The organism is Desulfocurvus vexinensis DSM 17965 (genome assembly GCF_000519125.1).
Classification (GTDB): domain Bacteria; phylum Desulfobacterota; class Desulfovibrionia; order Desulfovibrionales; family Desulfovibrionaceae; genus Desulfocurvus; species Desulfocurvus vexinensis.
In genome coordinates this window covers 164,406-178,769 of sequence record NZ_JAEX01000005.1, presented here as the reverse complement: position 1 = coordinate 178,769, position 14,364 = coordinate 164,406, and the positions used below count along the sequence as shown (strand labels likewise).

Below are 14,364 nucleotides of genomic sequence, written 5' to 3'. Positions count from 1 at the left end.
CCCGCGCGGCGCGCACCAGGGATGCATCCAGCGTCCCGGAGCTTCAGGCGTCCAGGAAACGCCGCGCGGCGGCGATCATGGCCGCGTGCTCCCCGGGGCGGTGCCAGGCGATGTCCGCGTCGGCGCGAAACCAGGTCAACTGGCGCTTGGCGTAGGCCCGGGTGTTGGCGCCCCACTGCCGTACGCACTGCTCCAGGTCCAGCTCGCCGCGCAGGTGGGCCAGGCATTCGGCGCAGCCGATGCCCGTCCAGCCCGGGGCCGCGGGGTCGGCGTTCACGGCCATGGCCGCCCGGGCCTCGTCCAGGGCCCCGGCGTCGAGCATCAGCCCGATGCGCCGCACGAGGTGCGGCGTCAGTTCGTCCAGGTCCAGCCCCACACCGAGCTTGAGCACGCGCAGGTCGCGCGGGGGCGGGGTCAGGGCCTGCCACTGCGACAGCGGCCTGCCCGAGGCCAGAAAAACCTCCACCCCGCGCATGACGCGCTGGCTGTCGTTGGGGTGCAGGCGCGCGGCCAGGGCCGGGTCCATGCCCGCAAGGTCGGCGTGCAGGGCGGGCGCGCCACGCCGCGCGCAGTCCTCGCGCACGCCCCGGCGCACGGCCTCGGGGATGTCGGGGATCGGCGCCATGGGTTGCAGCAGCCAGCGCAGGTACAGCCCCGTGCCGCCCACCAGGATGGGCACCCGCCCCCGGGCGCGGACCCCGGCCACGGTCTCCAGGGCCAGTTCGGCGTAGGCGGCGGCGGTCATGGTCTGGGTCAGGCCCAAGAGGCCGTAGAGCAGGTGCGGGCAGCGGGCGCGCTCCCCGGGGGTCGGCTGGGCGGTGATGACGGGAAAATCGGCGTAGAGCTGGCGCGAGTCGAAGTTGACCACCTCGCCGCCCAGGGCCTCGGCCAGGGCGATGCCCGCCCCGGTCTTGCCCGCGCCCGTGGGGCCGGGCACGCAGATCAGGGCGGTGCTCATGGGGGTCCGGGGTTCTCCTGGCGCTGGCGCTCCAGCTCGGCGAACTTCTTGTAGACCTCGGGCACCAGCGCGTTGGGGATCAGGCCCTGGATGTTCCCGCCGTGGCGCGCGGCCTCCTTGATGATCGAGGAGCTGATGTACATCCATTTGTAGTCGGTCATCAAAAACACGGTCTCGATGTCGCGGTGCAGGCGGCGGTTCATCAGCGCGAGCTGGAACTCGTACTCGAAGTCGGACACCGCGCGCATGCCGCGCAGCACGGCCCCGGCGCCCCGGCGCGCCACGTAGTCCACCAACAGCCCGGTGAAGCTGTCCACCTGCACGCGGGGCTCGCCCTTGAAGACCTCGCGGATCATGGCCACCCGCTCGTCCAGGGTGAACAGCGGGGTCTTGCCCGAGTCGCGGGCCACGGCCACCACCACGGTCTGGAACAGCTTGAGCCCCCGGCGCACGATGGAAACATGCCCGTTGGTCAGCGGGTCGAAGCTGCCGGGATAGATCGCCGTCACGCAGCAGAGCTTGTCCATGCCACAATCCTCGTCTGCCCGTAGGTTTTGTCGGTCAGCGGCGCAAGCGCCGGGTGCGCGGCGCCGGGGTCCAGCCCCAGCCGGGCCTCGACCTCGGCCAGCACCACGGCGCCGGGCGCCACCCAGCCGTTTGCCAGGGCCAGGTCCAGGGCGGGCAGCAGCAGGCCCTGGCCGTAGGGCGGGTCGATGAACACCAGCCCGAAGGGCGCCTCGGGCCGGGCCTTGAGCAGGGCGAAGAGGTCCGCCGCATGGACCCGGGCGCGCTCCGGCCCCAGGCCCAGATCCTTCAGGGTGCCCTGGATGGCCAGGGCGGCCTTGCGGTTCTTCTCCACGAAGGCGGCGAACGCCGCCCCGCGCGACAGGGCTTCCAGGGCCAGGCTGCCCGTGCCCGCGAACAGGTCGAGCACGCGCAGCCCGGGCCAGAGCACGCCCCGGGCCTCGAGCATGGAGAACACCGCCTGGCGGACCTTGGAGGTCGCCGGGCGATACCCCGGGCCGGACACCGAGCGCACCTCGCGCCCGCCGAACTGGCCGCTGATCAGGCGCATCACGCCTCGGAAACCAGGGTCATCAGGTTCTTGTTGATCTCCAGCAGCCGGTCGCGCAGTTCGGTCTGGTCCAGCCAGGGGCGGCCCTCGATGGCCTCCTGGCGCCCGCGCAGGTTGGCGAGCTGGGCCTCGGTCTGCCCGAGCAGGAAGGCCCAGTCGATGCGCGGGGTGGCGGCTTCCTTGTCCACCACGGCCTCCAGGGGCTGGCCGGGAACCATGGTGCAGACTTCCAGGTAGTCCGGGATATGCACGTCCAGCCCGAAGCGCTCGCGGATCAGCTTGGCCAGGATGCGCTGCTTCATCTGCTCGCCGTGGACCAGGAAGACCTTCATCTTGCGCGAGGTGAAGTGCGTGAGCCAGGCCAGAATCTCGCTCTGCCCGGCGTGGGCCGAAAAGCCGCCGATGGTGAACACCTTGGCCTTGACCGCGATGTCCTCGCCGAACAGGCGGATGGTCTGGGCGCCGTCCACGATCTTGCGGCCCGGGGTGCCCCGGCCCTGGTAGCCCACAAAGACCACCGCCGCCCCCGGGCGCCAGAGGTTGTGGCGCAGGTGGTGCTTGATGCGCCCCGCGTTGCACATGCCGCTGGCCGAGATGACGATGGCCGGGCCGCCGCGCTCGTTGATGGCCTGGGAATCGGTGGTGGACAGGGTGTACTTGAGGTTGGGCAGCTTGAGCGGGTCGTCGCCGTTGCGGATCATCTCGTTGGTCTGATGATCGAAGTACTTCGGATACTTGCGGAAGACCTCCGTGGCCCGGATGGCCATGGGGCTGTCCACGAACACGGGCATGTCTTCGGGCAGGCGGCCTTCGCGGCGCAGCAGGTTCAGGCTGTAGAGCACCTCCTGGGTGCGCTCCACGGCGAAGGCCGGGATGATGACCTTCTCCTTGTTGCCGTAAGCGTAGGCGATGGCCTGGGCCAGCTCGTCGCGGCTGGTGGACTCGTCCTTGTGGTCGCGGTCGCCGTAGGTGGACTCGATGAACAGGTAGTCGGCGTCCTTGATGATGGCCGGGTCCTGAAGCAGGAGCTGGTCGGGCCGACCCAGGTCGCCGGAGAACACGGCCTTGAAGCCGCCGCCGTTCTCCTTGACGCTCAGCTCGATGAAGGCCGAGCCCAGGATGTGCCCGGCGTCGCGATAGTTGACGGTCATGCCCGGGAAGGGCTCGAAGGCCGTGTCGTACTCCACGGTGCGGATGAGCTCCACGGCGCGGCGGGCGTCGGCCACGGTATACAGCGGGGTGGTCAGCTCCGTGCCGTAGCGCTGGCGCTTGCGGTTGCGCCATTCGGCTTCCATCTCCTGAATGTGGGCGCTGTCTTCGAGCATGATCTCCAGCAGGTCGCGGGTGGGCGGGGTGCAGTAGATGGCCCCCGAGAAGCCCTCCTTGACCATGCGCGGCAGCAGGCCGGAGTGGTCGATGTGCGCGTGGGTGACGAGGAAGAACTCCACGTCCTTGGGTTTGTATTTCCAGGTGTCGTAGTTGCGTTTCTCCATCTCGGCGTTGCCCTGGTGCATGCCGCAGTCCACCGCGAAGCGGTGCCCGGCGGTCTCCATCATGTGGCAGGAGCCGGTCACGGTTTGCGCGGCGCCGAGAAACTGAATTTTCATGCAGGGTTCTCCTTGGATTGGGGGGCCCGGGCGGCGGCGGGGTGGTTCCCTCGCGGGGAAAAACAGGCTATCAGGGCCGGGCGAACCATTTCCTTTACCCAACGCGGACCAGTCCTGTAAAGAATCTCATGCTCCCCAAGGAGGGGCCCGTGCCCGACAAGAAGCAGTTTCTCATCGACGAGCTGTCCATGCGCGAATCCTGGCGGCTGTTCAAGATCATGGCCGAGGTCGTGGACGGCTTCGACGCCATGAGCGAGATATCCAACGGCGTGTCCATCTTCGGCTCGGCGCGCGTCAAGCCCGAAGACCCGCTCTACAAGGACACCGAAGAGATCGCCGCCAAGCTGGTGCAGGCGGGCTTCTCGGTCATTTCCGGCGGCGGGCCGGGGCTCATGAAAGCCGCCAACAAGGGCGCCTTCGAGGCCGGGGGCGAGTCCGTGGGCCTGCACATCCACCTGCCCTTCGAGCAGGCCACCAACGAGTACCTGACCACCAAGGTCGATTTCCGCTACTTCTTCGTGCGCAAGCTGATGTTCGTGAAGTACGCCACGGCCTACGTGGCCATGCCCGGCGGCTTCGGCACCCTGGACGAGCTGTTCGAGGCCCTGGTGCTCATCCAGACCCGGCGCATCAAGCACTTCCCCATCGTGCTGTACAAGAGCGCGTACTGGGGCGGGCTGCTGGACTGGCTCAAGGAGCGCATGGTGGCCGACGGCTTCGCGGGCGAGGCCGACCTGGACCTCATCACCGTGCGCGACACGCCCGACGAGGTGGTCTCCTACATCAAGCGCCACGTCATCGTGTAGCACCGGCGGCGGACCCGGGCCCGGCCCGGCGAAGGCGGAGTCTCCATGCGCAGGCAGACCAGGGCCACCCTCTACGGCCTGGCCACGGTGCTCTTGTGGTCCACCGTGGCCTCGGCCTTCAAGCTCTCTTTGCGGGTCATGGACCCGTTGCAGCTGCTGCTGTGGTCCTGCGTCTTTTCCCTGGCCACGCTGCTGCTCATCCTGGCGGCCCAGGGGCGCCTGGGGCTGCTCGCGGCCATGGGCCGCCGCCAGTGGCTGGTGTCCGCCGGGCTGGGGTTCATGAACCCCTTCCTCTACTATGTGGTGCTGTTTTCGGCCTACGACCTGCTGCCCGCCCAGCAGGCCCAGCCCCTGAACTACACCTGGGCCGTGACCCTGTCGCTGCTCTCGGTGCCGCTGCTGGGCCAGCGCCTGGGGGGGCGCCAGGTGGCGGCGCTGCTGGTCAGCTACGCGGGGGTGGTCTGCATCGCCACCCAGGGCGAGCCCCTGGCCCTGCGCTTCACCAGCCCCCTGGGCGTGGGGCTGGCCCTGGGCAGCACGGTGATCTGGGCGCTGTACTGGATCCTCAACACCCGCGACACGCGCGACCCCGTGGCCGGGCTGGCGGCCAACTTCGCCTGGGGCACGCTCTACGTGCTGGCGGCCACCCTGGTGTTCTCCGACCCTGTGGTGACCGACTGGCGGGCCCTGGCCGGGGCGGCCTACGTGGGCGTGTTCGAGATGGGCGTAACCTTCGTGCTCTGGCTCACGGCCCTGCGCCTGTCGGAGAGCACGGCCAAGGTCGGCAACCTGATCTTCCTGTCGCCCTTCCTGTCGCTGTTCCTCATCAGCACCCTGGTGGGCGAGGCCATCCTGCCCTCGACCCTGGCCGGGCTCGGGCTCATCGTGGCGGGCATCGCCCTGCAACAGACGGGGGGACGCCGCACCGGGGCCTGAGCCCGGCGTTGTGGGCCGCGCCGGTTTCTGGTACCAAGGCGGGCCGAACGACCTTTCACCGCAACAAGGACCGTCATGAAAATCGCCATCACCACCTCGTCCTTCGCCGCCTACGGCTCCGAGCCGCTGGACCTGCTGGCCCGGGCGGGCGTGGACATCGTGACCAACCCCCACGGCCGCAAGCTGCGCCCCGAGGAGACCGTGGCCCTGCTGGCGGGCTGCGCGGGCGTGGTCGCCGGGACGGAAGACCTGGGCGCCGCCGTGCTCGCCCAGCTGCCGGAGCTTACGGCCATCTCGCGCTGCGGCGTGGGCCTGGACAACGTGGACCTGGCCTGGTGCGAGGCCCACGGCGTGGCCGTACTCAGCACGCCCCAGGGCCCGACCCTGGCCGTGGCCGAGCTGACCCTGGGCCTGATCCTGGACCTGCTGCGCAACGTCTCGCGCATGGACCGCGAGCTGCGCGCCAGCACGTGGAAGAAGCGCATGGGCTGGCAGCTGGCGGGCAAGCGCGTGGGCGTGATCGGCTACGGGCGCATCGGCCGCGCCACAGGCGAGCTGCTGCGTGCGGTGGGCTGCGAGGTGGCCAGCTTCGACCCCCGGCCCACCTGCCCCACCACGCCCTGCCTGCCGCTCTACAACCTGCTGGCCTGGGCCGACATCGTGACCCTGCACTGCTCCAAGCCCGAGGGCGGCTGCGCGGTCCTTGGCGCCGCCGAGCTGGCGCGGATGCGCCCGGGCTCCTGGCTGGTGAACTGCGGGCGCGGCGGGCTGGTGGACGAAGACGCGCTGTTCGCGGCCCTGGACTCGGGCCACCTGGCAGGCGCGGCGGTGGACTGCTTCAACCAGGAGCCCTACACCGGGCCCCTGCGCGGGCTGGACACCGTGATCCTGACCCCGCACATCGGCTCCTACGCCCGCGAGGGCCGGGTGCGCATGGAGGCCGACGCCGTGCGCAACCTGCTGACCGCCCTGGGGGCACAGCCATGACCGCCACCGCACGGGGCTCGGCCCTGGACGTCATCGTCTTCGACTTCGACGGCGTGATCCTGAATTCCATGCCCCTGAAGACCACGACCTTCGGGCGGCTCTTCGAGGACCTCGGCCCCGAGGCTTCGGCCTACGTCCGGGCCTACCACGTCGAGCACGCCGGGGTGTCGCGCTACGTCAAGTTCGAGCATTTCTACCAGAAATTCCATGGCCGCTCCGTGACGCCCGAGGAATCCGCCGCCCTGGACCGGCGCTTCGCCGAGCTGGCCATGCAGGAGCTGTTGCGCACCCCGACCCTGCCCGGCGCGCGCGAATTCCTGGAGGCCCACCACGCCACCTGGCCGCTGTACGTGGCCTCGGGCGCGCCGCAGTACGAGCTGGACGCCGTGCTGGGGGCCATGGGCCTGGCCCGCTGCTTCAAGGCCATCTGCGGCGCGCCGCCCGCCAAGGCCGAGGTGCTGCGCCGCATCGTCCAGGCCGAGGGCGCGGACCCCGCGCGGGTGCTGATGATCGGCGACGCAAACACGGACCTGGCCGCCGCGCGGGCCGTGGGCACGCGCTTCCTGGGCGTGGGGCCCTTCCCCGAGCCCGTGGTCTGGATGGCGGACCTCACGGGCCTGCCCGGATACATCGCAAGCCTGGGCTGAACGGGAGCGCCCGGGCGCAGCCGCCGTCCCGGCCCTCCCCGCCCCTGAAGAACTATGAACATCGCCTTCGTCAACGCCACACGCCGCTTCGGCGGGGTCAAGGCCTGGACCCTGGACCTGTGCCGCGCCCTGGACGCCCGGGGCCACACGACCTGGATCTTCGCCCGCCCCGGCCCGTTCCTGGACCGCGCCCTGGCCCTGGGCCTCAACGCGCGCCCGGGCTGGTTCGGCTTCGACTACAACCCCGTGAGCGTGTGGCGCTTCGCGCGCTTCCTGCGGGCCAACGCCGTGGACGCCCTGGTGGCCAACGTCGGCAAGGACCTGCGCATCGCCGGGGTGGCCGCGCGGCTTACGGGGGTGCCGGTGGTGCACCGCGTGGGCCTGCCGCGCGACATGCGCGACACGCCCAAGGTCCGCCGCACGCACCGCTTCACGCGCCCGGCCCTGCTGGTGCCCTGCCAGGACATCAAGGACGGCCTGCTGGCCGAAATGAGCTTCCTGCGCCCCGGGGAGATCACCGTCATCCCCACGGGCAAGGCCCCGGCGCCGCAGGCCCCGCCCGCCCCGCGCAGGCCCCGGGCCATCGCCGTCACCAGCCAGCTCAACCCCGACAAGGGCCACGCCGACCTGTTGCGCGCCCTGCGCCTGCTCACCGACCAGGGCCGCGACGTGCGGCTGCATGTGGCGGGCACGGGCTGCGACGAGGCGGCCCTCAAGGCCCTGGCCCAGAGCCTGGACCTGGCCGGGCGCGTCACCTGGCACGGCTTTGTGGCCGACGTGGGCACGGTGCTGGACCAGGCCGACATCTTCTGCCTGCCGTCCCTGTCCGAAGGGCTGCCCAACACGCTGCTGGAGGCCATGGCCCGGGGCTTGGCGCCCGTGGCCCGCGATGTGGGCGGCATCAGCGAGGCCTGGCCCGGGCACCTGCCGCCCCTGGACCGGACCCTGGTGCCCGTGGCCCGGGGGCCCGAGGGGCTGGCCCAGGCCCTGGACGCCCTGCTGGGGCTGGACGACGCGGCCCTGGGCGCCCTGCGCGCCGGGGTCTGGCAGTGGTTTTCCGCCGTGCATTCCCTGGAGGCCCGGGCCACGCAATTCGAGCACTTCATCCGGGAGATGCGCAGGCCATGAGCCCCGACACCACCGCCGCACCCACCGCCCGCATCGACCTGGACCCCGCCCGCGTGCGGCGCATCCTGGTCTGCCAGCTGCGCCAGATCGGCGACGTGCTGCTGGCCACCCCGGCCATCCACCTGCTGCGCCAGCGCTTTCCGCAAGCCGAAATCGACCTGCTCACCGAGGCCAAGGCCGTGGCAGTGGTGGCGGGCAACCCGGACATCGCGCGCGTCCACGCCGTGGACCGCAAGGCCCACCGCGACCTGCGCGCGCAGCTGCGCTTCTACCTGGACGTGGCCAAAAACCGCTACGATCTGGTGGTGGATTTCCAGCAGCTGCCGCGCATCCGCTGGGTGGTGGCCCTGGCGCGGCTCTTCCCGCCCCCGGGCGGGCCCCAGGTGCGCCTGTCGTACAGCGCGCCGTGGTACAACGGCTGGCTGTACACGCACACCGTGCGCCCCCTGGGCGGCTACGCGGCCATGACCAAGGCCAGCGTGCTGCGGCCCCTGGGCATCGCCTGGAACGGCGAGGCGCCGCGCCTGCACCTCGCACCCGAGGAGCTGGCCGGGGCCGACGCCATCCTGGCCGAGCACGGCATCGGCCCGCAGCATACCCTCATCACCGTGGACCCCACCCACCGCCGCGACACCCGGCGCTGGCCCGCCGCGCACTTCGGGCGGCTCGTGGCCCTGGCTGCGGCCCACAATCCGGCCCTGCGCTTCCTGGTGCTCTACGGCCCGGGCGAGCGGCCCGACGCCGAGGCCGTGGCCGCCGCAGCGGGCAGCCCGGCCTGCGTGGTCACCGGGCGGATGCTCACCCTGCGCGAGATGGCCGCCTGTATCGCCCGGGCCCGGCTGCACCTGGGCAACTGCTCGGCGCCCCGGCACATGGCCGTGGCCGTGGGCACCCCGACCCTGACCGTGCTCGGCTCCACCAGCCCGGCCTGGACCTTCCCGGGGCCGGACCACGCCGACCTGCGCCTGGGCCTGGACTGCCAGCCCTGCAACGAGAACACCTGCCCCCTGGGGTACACCCGCTGCCTGACGGACCTGGCCCCCGAGGCCGTGCTGCCCGCGCTCCTGGCCCGCCTGGGGCAGCCCGAGGGAGGCAAGGCCCCATGCGCCTGATCTTCCTGACCTCGTCCTCGTCGCTGTCGGGCGGCACGCGCCAGGCCATGTACCTGGCCCGGGGCCTGTGCGGACGCGGGCACGAGCTGGCCTTCTTCGTGCCCCACGACGCGCAGATCGCCGACCTGGACCAGGACCTGGACTGGCGGCGCCTGCCGCCCCGGCCCGGGGACTGGCGCGCCGCCGTGGCCGCGGCCCTGCCGCCCCGGGGCGAGCCCTGCATCGTCCACGCCTTCCACAACCGGGCCAACAAGGCCCTGGCCTGGTGGAGCCTTTTCTGGCGCGCCCGGGGCTGCGTGTGCCTGGGCTACCGGGGCGTGGTCTACCGGCCCGGCAACCCCCTGCCATACTGGTCGCCGGGCATGGACTGTTTCACGGTCAACTCCCGGGCCTGCGCGCGGGTGCTGCGCTCGGTGGGCCTGTCCGCCCGGCGCACGGCGGTGGTGCCCAACGGCATCCCCCGGGCGCGCGTCGTGCCGCAAACCCCGCGCGACGCCATGCGCGCGGCCCTGGGCATCGCCCCGGGGCAGCTGGTGCTGGGCTCGGTGGCGGGCGACAAGCCGGTCAAGGGCGTGGAGCATCTGCTGCGCGGCTTCGCCCTGGCCGTGGGCCAGGGCCTGGAAGCGCGACTGGTGGTGGTCGGGGCGCGGGCCGGGCGCTGGGACGCCCTGGCCGCCGAACTGGGCGTGGCCGGGCGCGTGGCCTTCACCGGGCGCGTGGAAAACGTGGCCGACCATCTCCAGGTCATGGACGTCTTCTTCCTGCCCTCGCTCTCGGAAAGCATGCCCAACGTGCTGCTGGAGGCGCTGTTCTTCGGGTTGCCTGTGGTAGGCTCCGACGTGGGCGGGGTGCCCGAGCTCATCGACGACAACGGGCTGCTGGTGCCGCCCGCCGACCCCGGGGCCATCGCCCGGGCCATGGCCAAGCTGGCGGCGGACCCGGAACTGCGCCGCGTGTTCGGGCGCGCCAGCGCGGCCAAGGCCGGGGGCTTCACCCTGGAAACCAAGCTGGCCAACAGCGTGACCGTCTACAACGAGCTGCTGGCCCGGCGCGGGTTCGCCGCGCGCGTCTAGCCCCGGGCGGCAGCCGCCGCCCGCGCCCCGCTCGGCCAGCCTGCGGGGCGGCCTGCCCCGGCGCCCGGCGGCCCTGCTCCCCGGGCCGCGACGACAAAGGCCCCGCCCCCCGGTGAACCGGGGCCGGGGCCTTCGCGCGTCGCGACACAACAAAAAAGAAAGGAATCCGGCTGGCTAGGCCTGGGTCTCCCCGTCGGCAAACACGCGGCCCGTGCCGCCGCAAGCCTGGCAGGAGCACGGAGCCTCGTCGGGCACCGGCGAGCTGAACCAGGCCCGGCCCCCGCAGTACGGGCAGGGCACGGACGCAATGGGCTTGCCGGGACGCTGCCCTGCGGGCGCAGAGCCCCGGGCCTTCTCTTTCACCTTGGCGGTCTGCATGGCGCCTCCTTCTGGTGCTGCATGGTCCCCGGGCCGCAGCGCGGCCCGAGATGATCCATAGCAGATCGCCGCAGGCTGTCAAAACGGACCGGGAAAAACGGCGGCCCGTCACCCTTTCCGATGCCGCAGCAGGGGCGGCGGGCGTTTTCCGTTCCGAAAGAAAACCGCCCCCGGGGCCGGGGGCGGCAAAAAAAGCGCAACAAATTCGCAGCCGAGAAAATTTCTAGACCGGCCCGCCCCCCAGGCCCAGCACGGGCCACAGCCTGGCCGCCGCCGCCGCCAGCCCGAAGCGCTCCACCACCTTGGCCCGGGCCCGGGCAGCCATGCGCGCGCGCAGGGCCGGATCGCGCACCAGGTCGGCCACGTAGCGCGCGAAATCCGCCGCATTCCCGGCCAGGAAGCCGTCGCGGCCATGGGTCACGATCTCGCGGTTGAAGCCCACGTCCGAGGCCACGGGCACGGCCCCGCAGGCCATGTATTGCAGCAGCTTGAAGCCGCATTTGCCGCGGGTGTATTCGTCGTCGGTCAGCGGCATCAGGCCGATGTCCATGGCCTGGAGGCGGGGGATTTCCGTCTCCGGGGTCCAGCGCTCGCAGCTTCCCGCCAGCCCCGGCGGCAGGTCGATGCTCCCGTCGGACACCACCGACAGGCGCAGCTCCCCGGCCAGGGGCGCCAGGGCCTCGAAGATGGGCGGCAGGAAGAACAGGTTGCACGAGGTGCCCATCCAGCCCACCACCGGCGGGCCGGGCGCGCGCTGCGGGCCGGGGACGTAGGCGTCGCTGTCCAGGGGCGTGGGCAGCACGGCCACCCGCCGGGCCACGGCGCGGACCTTGTCGGCCAGAAACGTGTTGCCCGCCACCACGGCGTCCACCCCGGCGCACACGCGCAGCAGGCGCTCCAGCTCCCCGGGGGCCTCGCCGCCGCCGCAGGCGCCCTGCCCCGGGTGCGCGGCCCACAGGGCGTCGTCGAAGTCGAAGACCAGCCGCCCGGCCCGGCGGCGCAACAGCCCCAGCTCCAGGGGCGAAACGAGCTTTTTTTGCAGCACCACCACCGGCGTGCGCCGCAGCCCCGCGAAAAACGCCGCGCGGGCCAGGGCCGTCTTGGGGTAGCGCCGCCAGGCGGCGTCCACGCCCACGGCCCGGGCGGCCTCCACGAAGGGCAGCACCCGGAAGCGCACGCTGGGCAGGGTGGGCCCGGCCTGGGTCAGGAAGAGCAGTTGCGGCACGGCGCTGGCCCGCTCGCAGGCCGCCCCGAAATGGCGCCTGCCGCGTCGGGCGAAAAACCCAGGCCCGCGCGCCGGTCTTGCCACGCGTCGGCCCTGGACTCTTTTCGCGCCTTGCAGCTCACCATGTCTGAACGGCCTGGAAAAAGGAATGGTTCAACAGTCACCTAGAGGAAATCCGGGTCCACGGCGGCGCGGCCGTTGGCAGTCATCACCTTGAAGAAGCGCACCCCGCGCTCGTCCACGGGCACGATGGGAAAATCCTTGCCGCAGGCATCGCAGCGGACCATGGCTGGCTGCGTGGGCGACACCAGGGGCACCTCGCGCGAGCAGAACGGGCAGGGATAGAAGCAGATGATCTCCATGCCCGAGGGCTTGACCGGGGTCAGCGGCTTGCGTTTCTCGCCCATGGGCTACTCCTGCTCCTGGATGAGGCTTGTGCCGGTCATGCCCGCCGGGCGTGCCACGCCCCACAGGCCGAGGATGGTCGGGGCGATGTCGCCCAGCACCCCGCCCGCGCGCAGCCGCACGGCGGGCCGCGCCCCCGGCTGCCCCGGCTCCACCAGCACGAAGGGCACCTTGTTGCGGCTGTGGGCCGTCTGCGGGCCGCCATGTTCGTCGAGCATTTCCTCGGCATTGCCGTGGTCGGCAGTGACCATGACCCGGTATCCGGCGGCGCGGGCGGCCTCCAGGATTCGCGCCACGCAGCCGTCCACGGCGCGGGCCGCCGCGCACACGGCGGGAATGACCCCGGTGTGGCCGACCATGTCCAGGTTGGCCAGGTTGCAGGCCACGAAGGGATACGTCCCCCCGGCCAGGGCCGCGCACAATTTGTCCGTGACCTCGTGCACGCTCATCTCGGGCTTCTGGTCGTAGGTGGCGACCTCGCGCGGCGAGGGCACGAGGATGCGCTCCTCGCCGGGGAAGGGCTCCTCGCGCCCGCAGTTCATGAAATAGGTGACGTGGGCGTACTTCTCGGTCTCGGCGATGCGCAGCTGCGCAAGCCCCAGGCCGGAGACGACCTCGCCCAGCACCCCGTCCAGAGGCACGGGCGGGAAGGCCACGGGCAGCGGGAAGGCCGCCTCGTAGCGCGTCATGGTCGTCACGTCCAGGCGGGGGAAGCGCTGGCGCTCGAAGCCCTCGAAGCCCTCGTCGAACAGGGCGCGCACGATCTGCCGGGCGCGGTCGGCCCGGAAGTTGAAGAACAGCACGGCGTCGCCGTCGTCCAGGGTGGCCACGGGCTTCCCGGCGGCGTCCACCACCACGCGCGGCTTGACGAACTCGTCGGTCTCCCCGGCGGCGTAGGCCTCGGCCACAGCGGCCACCGGGTCGGCCACGGCCTGGCCCAGGCCCAGGGTCATGGCGTCGTAGGCCAGCTTGTTGCGCTCCCAGCGCTTGTCGCGGTCCATGGCCCAGTAGCGGCCCATGACCGTGGCGATGCGCCCGTGGCCCAGGGCCTCCAGCCGCGCGGCCAGTTCGACCAGGAAGCCGACGCCGCTGGTGGGCGCGGTATCGCGCCCGTCCAGGAAGGCATGGACGAAGGTCGGCGCGCCGTGGGCGCGGGCCAGCTCCAGCAGGGCGAACAGGTGCCCGGTATGGCTGTGGACCCCGCCGTCGGAGAGCAGGCCCATGAGGTGCACCCGGGCCCCGCGCGCCCGGGCCCCGGCGAAGACCTGGGCCAGCGCGGCGTTGCCCGCCAGCCCATCCTGCTCGATGGCCATGTCGATGCGCGTCATGTCCTGGTAGACGATGCGCCCGGCGCCGATGTTCATGTGCCCGACCTCGGAGTTGCCCATGAAGCCCTCGGGCAGGCCCACGGCGCGGCCCGAGCAGGTCAAAAGCGTCTGCGGGCAGGTGGCGCGTAGGGCGTCCAGGGTCGGCGTCGCGGCCTGGGCCACGGCGTTGCCCGGCGAGGCCGGGGCGTCGCCCCAGCCGTCGAGGATCAGCAGCAGGGTCGGGGTCGGGGTGGTCATGGGCGTATCCGGGTTCGGGGTTCGGGCGGCGCCGGGCTAGGCGTCCAGCCCGTCCAGGCCGTCGCTGAGGGCGTCGGCGGGCAGGGCCAGGGCCACTTCCCGGGCCTCGGCCCACAGGCCTTCGAGGTTGTAGAAGGAGCGCGAGCCGTCCTGGAACACGTGCACCAGCACGTCGTTGAGGTCCAGCAGGATCCACGATCCCGCCTGGTAGCCCTCCATGCCCAGGTAGCCGGTCTTCTCCTTGCCGCACATGTCCAGCACGTGGTCGGCCAGGGCCTGGGCGTGGCGCACGCTGCCCGCCGTGGCCAGCACGACGCCCTCGGCGATGTCGCACAGCCCGGCCACGTCCAGGGCCACGATGTTGCGGGCCTGCTTCTCGTGCAGCCAGGCGGCCACTTCGCGCATCCGGGCCTCGGTTTCCGGCCCGGTGGGGCGGGTGGGCTTGATCTTCTTGTCGGTCAT

The 14,364-nt window shown here is 71.8% G+C and carries 16 protein-coding genes; 7 read left to right on the top strand and 9 right to left on the bottom strand.

From position 1 onward, the window contains the following. Nucleotides 1–43: 43 nt before the first annotated feature. From miaA to G495_RS0106300, 4 genes are read right to left on the bottom strand one after another with little or no spacing between them, the layout of a single operon-like run. Entirely contained in the window at nt 44–958 is a 915-nt protein-coding gene (gene miaA, locus G495_RS0106315; protein ID WP_028587116.1) for a tRNA (adenosine(37)-N6)-dimethylallyltransferase MiaA, read from the bottom strand. Then, nucleotides 955–1,485, bottom strand: coding sequence for a pantetheine-phosphate adenylyltransferase (coaD, locus tag G495_RS0106310; protein WP_028587115.1), 531 nt, complete (start codon nt 1,483–1,485; stop codon nt 955–957). The genes miaA and coaD overlap by 4 nt, the downstream gene beginning before the upstream one ends. Then, complete coding sequence (gene rsmD, locus G495_RS0106305; RefSeq protein ID WP_028587114.1) at nt 1,464–2,033, bottom strand: 16S rRNA (guanine(966)-N(2))-methyltransferase RsmD; 570 nt, start codon at nt 2,031–2,033, stop codon at nt 1,464–1,466. Before rsmD ends, coaD begins: the two co-directional genes overlap by 22 nt. Next, a complete protein-coding gene (locus G495_RS0106300) occupies nt 2,033–3,640 on the bottom strand; it encodes an MBL fold metallo-hydrolase RNA specificity domain-containing protein (RefSeq protein WP_028587113.1) in 1,608 nt (535 codons plus the stop codon). Before G495_RS0106300 ends, rsmD begins: the two co-directional genes overlap by 1 nt. Before the next feature lie 128 nt (nt 3,641–3,768). On the opposite strand from G495_RS0106300, the gene G495_RS0106295 reads away from it, so the two are divergent. The 7 genes from G495_RS0106295 to G495_RS0106265 all read left to right on the top strand — a co-directional run bounded on the left by G495_RS0106295 (nt 3,769) and on the right by G495_RS0106265 (nt 10,329). Next, nucleotides 3,769–4,446, top strand: a complete 678-nt coding sequence (locus G495_RS0106295) for an LOG family protein (protein WP_035251156.1) — start codon at nt 3,769–3,771, stop codon at nt 4,444–4,446. Nucleotides 4,447–4,491: 45 nt separating this feature from the next. After that, nucleotides 4,492–5,382, top strand: coding sequence for a DMT family transporter (locus tag G495_RS0106290; protein ID WP_028587111.1), 891 nt, complete (start codon nt 4,492–4,494; stop codon nt 5,380–5,382). A 75-nt stretch (nt 5,383–5,457) separates the two neighbouring features. Beyond that, nucleotides 5,458–6,369, top strand: coding sequence for a phosphoglycerate dehydrogenase (locus G495_RS0106285; RefSeq protein ID WP_028587110.1), 912 nt, complete (start codon nt 5,458–5,460; stop codon nt 6,367–6,369). Next, nucleotides 6,366–7,016: an HAD family hydrolase gene (locus G495_RS0106280; RefSeq protein ID WP_051445126.1), complete on the top strand. Its 651-nt coding sequence runs from the start codon at nt 6,366–6,368 to the stop codon at nt 7,014–7,016. The genes G495_RS0106285 and G495_RS0106280 overlap by 4 nt, the downstream gene beginning before the upstream one ends. A 54-nt stretch (nt 7,017–7,070) precedes the next feature. Next, on the top strand, nt 7,071–8,144 hold the full coding sequence (locus G495_RS0106275; RefSeq protein WP_028587108.1) for a glycosyltransferase: 1,074 nt from the start codon (nt 7,071–7,073) through the stop codon (nt 8,142–8,144). Further along, nucleotides 8,141–9,256: a glycosyltransferase family 9 protein gene (locus G495_RS0106270; RefSeq protein WP_051445125.1), complete on the top strand. Its 1,116-nt coding sequence runs from the start codon at nt 8,141–8,143 to the stop codon at nt 9,254–9,256. Before G495_RS0106275 ends, G495_RS0106270 begins: the two co-directional genes overlap by 4 nt. Then, nucleotides 9,247–10,329 carry a glycosyltransferase family 4 protein gene (locus tag G495_RS0106265; protein ID WP_028587106.1) on the top strand — a complete coding sequence of 361 codons (1,083 nt, stop codon included), beginning with the start codon at nt 9,247–9,249 and terminating at the stop codon, nt 10,327–10,329. The genes G495_RS0106270 and G495_RS0106265 overlap by 10 nt, the downstream gene beginning before the upstream one ends. A gap of 174 nt (nt 10,330–10,503) precedes the next feature. Here G495_RS0106265 and G495_RS0106260 read toward each other — a convergent pair whose 3' ends face one another. The 5 genes from G495_RS0106260 to rsfS all read right to left on the bottom strand — a co-directional run bounded on the left by G495_RS0106260 (nt 10,504) and on the right by rsfS (nt 14,364). After that, the gene (locus G495_RS0106260; protein WP_028587105.1) at nt 10,504–10,707 is read right to left on the bottom strand and encodes a hypothetical protein; all 204 of its coding nucleotides are present in this window, start codon (nt 10,705–10,707) and stop codon (nt 10,504–10,506) included. A gap of 223 nt (nt 10,708–10,930) precedes the next feature. After that, nucleotides 10,931–11,932, bottom strand: coding sequence for a glycosyltransferase (locus G495_RS17930; protein ID WP_035251153.1), 1,002 nt, complete (start codon nt 11,930–11,932; stop codon nt 10,931–10,933). Between the two features lie 164 nt (nt 11,933–12,096). After that, nucleotides 12,097–12,339 (bottom strand): hypothetical protein, encoded by a 243-nt coding sequence (locus tag G495_RS0106250; protein WP_028587104.1) that lies wholly within the window; start codon nt 12,337–12,339, stop codon nt 12,097–12,099. Nucleotides 12,340–12,342: 3 nt separating this feature from the next. Next, nucleotides 12,343–13,902 carry a 2,3-bisphosphoglycerate-independent phosphoglycerate mutase gene (gene gpmI / locus G495_RS0106245; protein WP_028587103.1) on the bottom strand — a complete coding sequence of 520 codons (1,560 nt, stop codon included), beginning with the start codon at nt 13,900–13,902 and terminating at the stop codon, nt 12,343–12,345. Between the two features lie 36 nt (nt 13,903–13,938). Further along, a complete protein-coding gene (gene rsfS / locus G495_RS17925; protein WP_051445124.1) occupies nt 13,939–14,364 on the bottom strand; it encodes a ribosome silencing factor in 426 nt (141 codons plus the stop codon).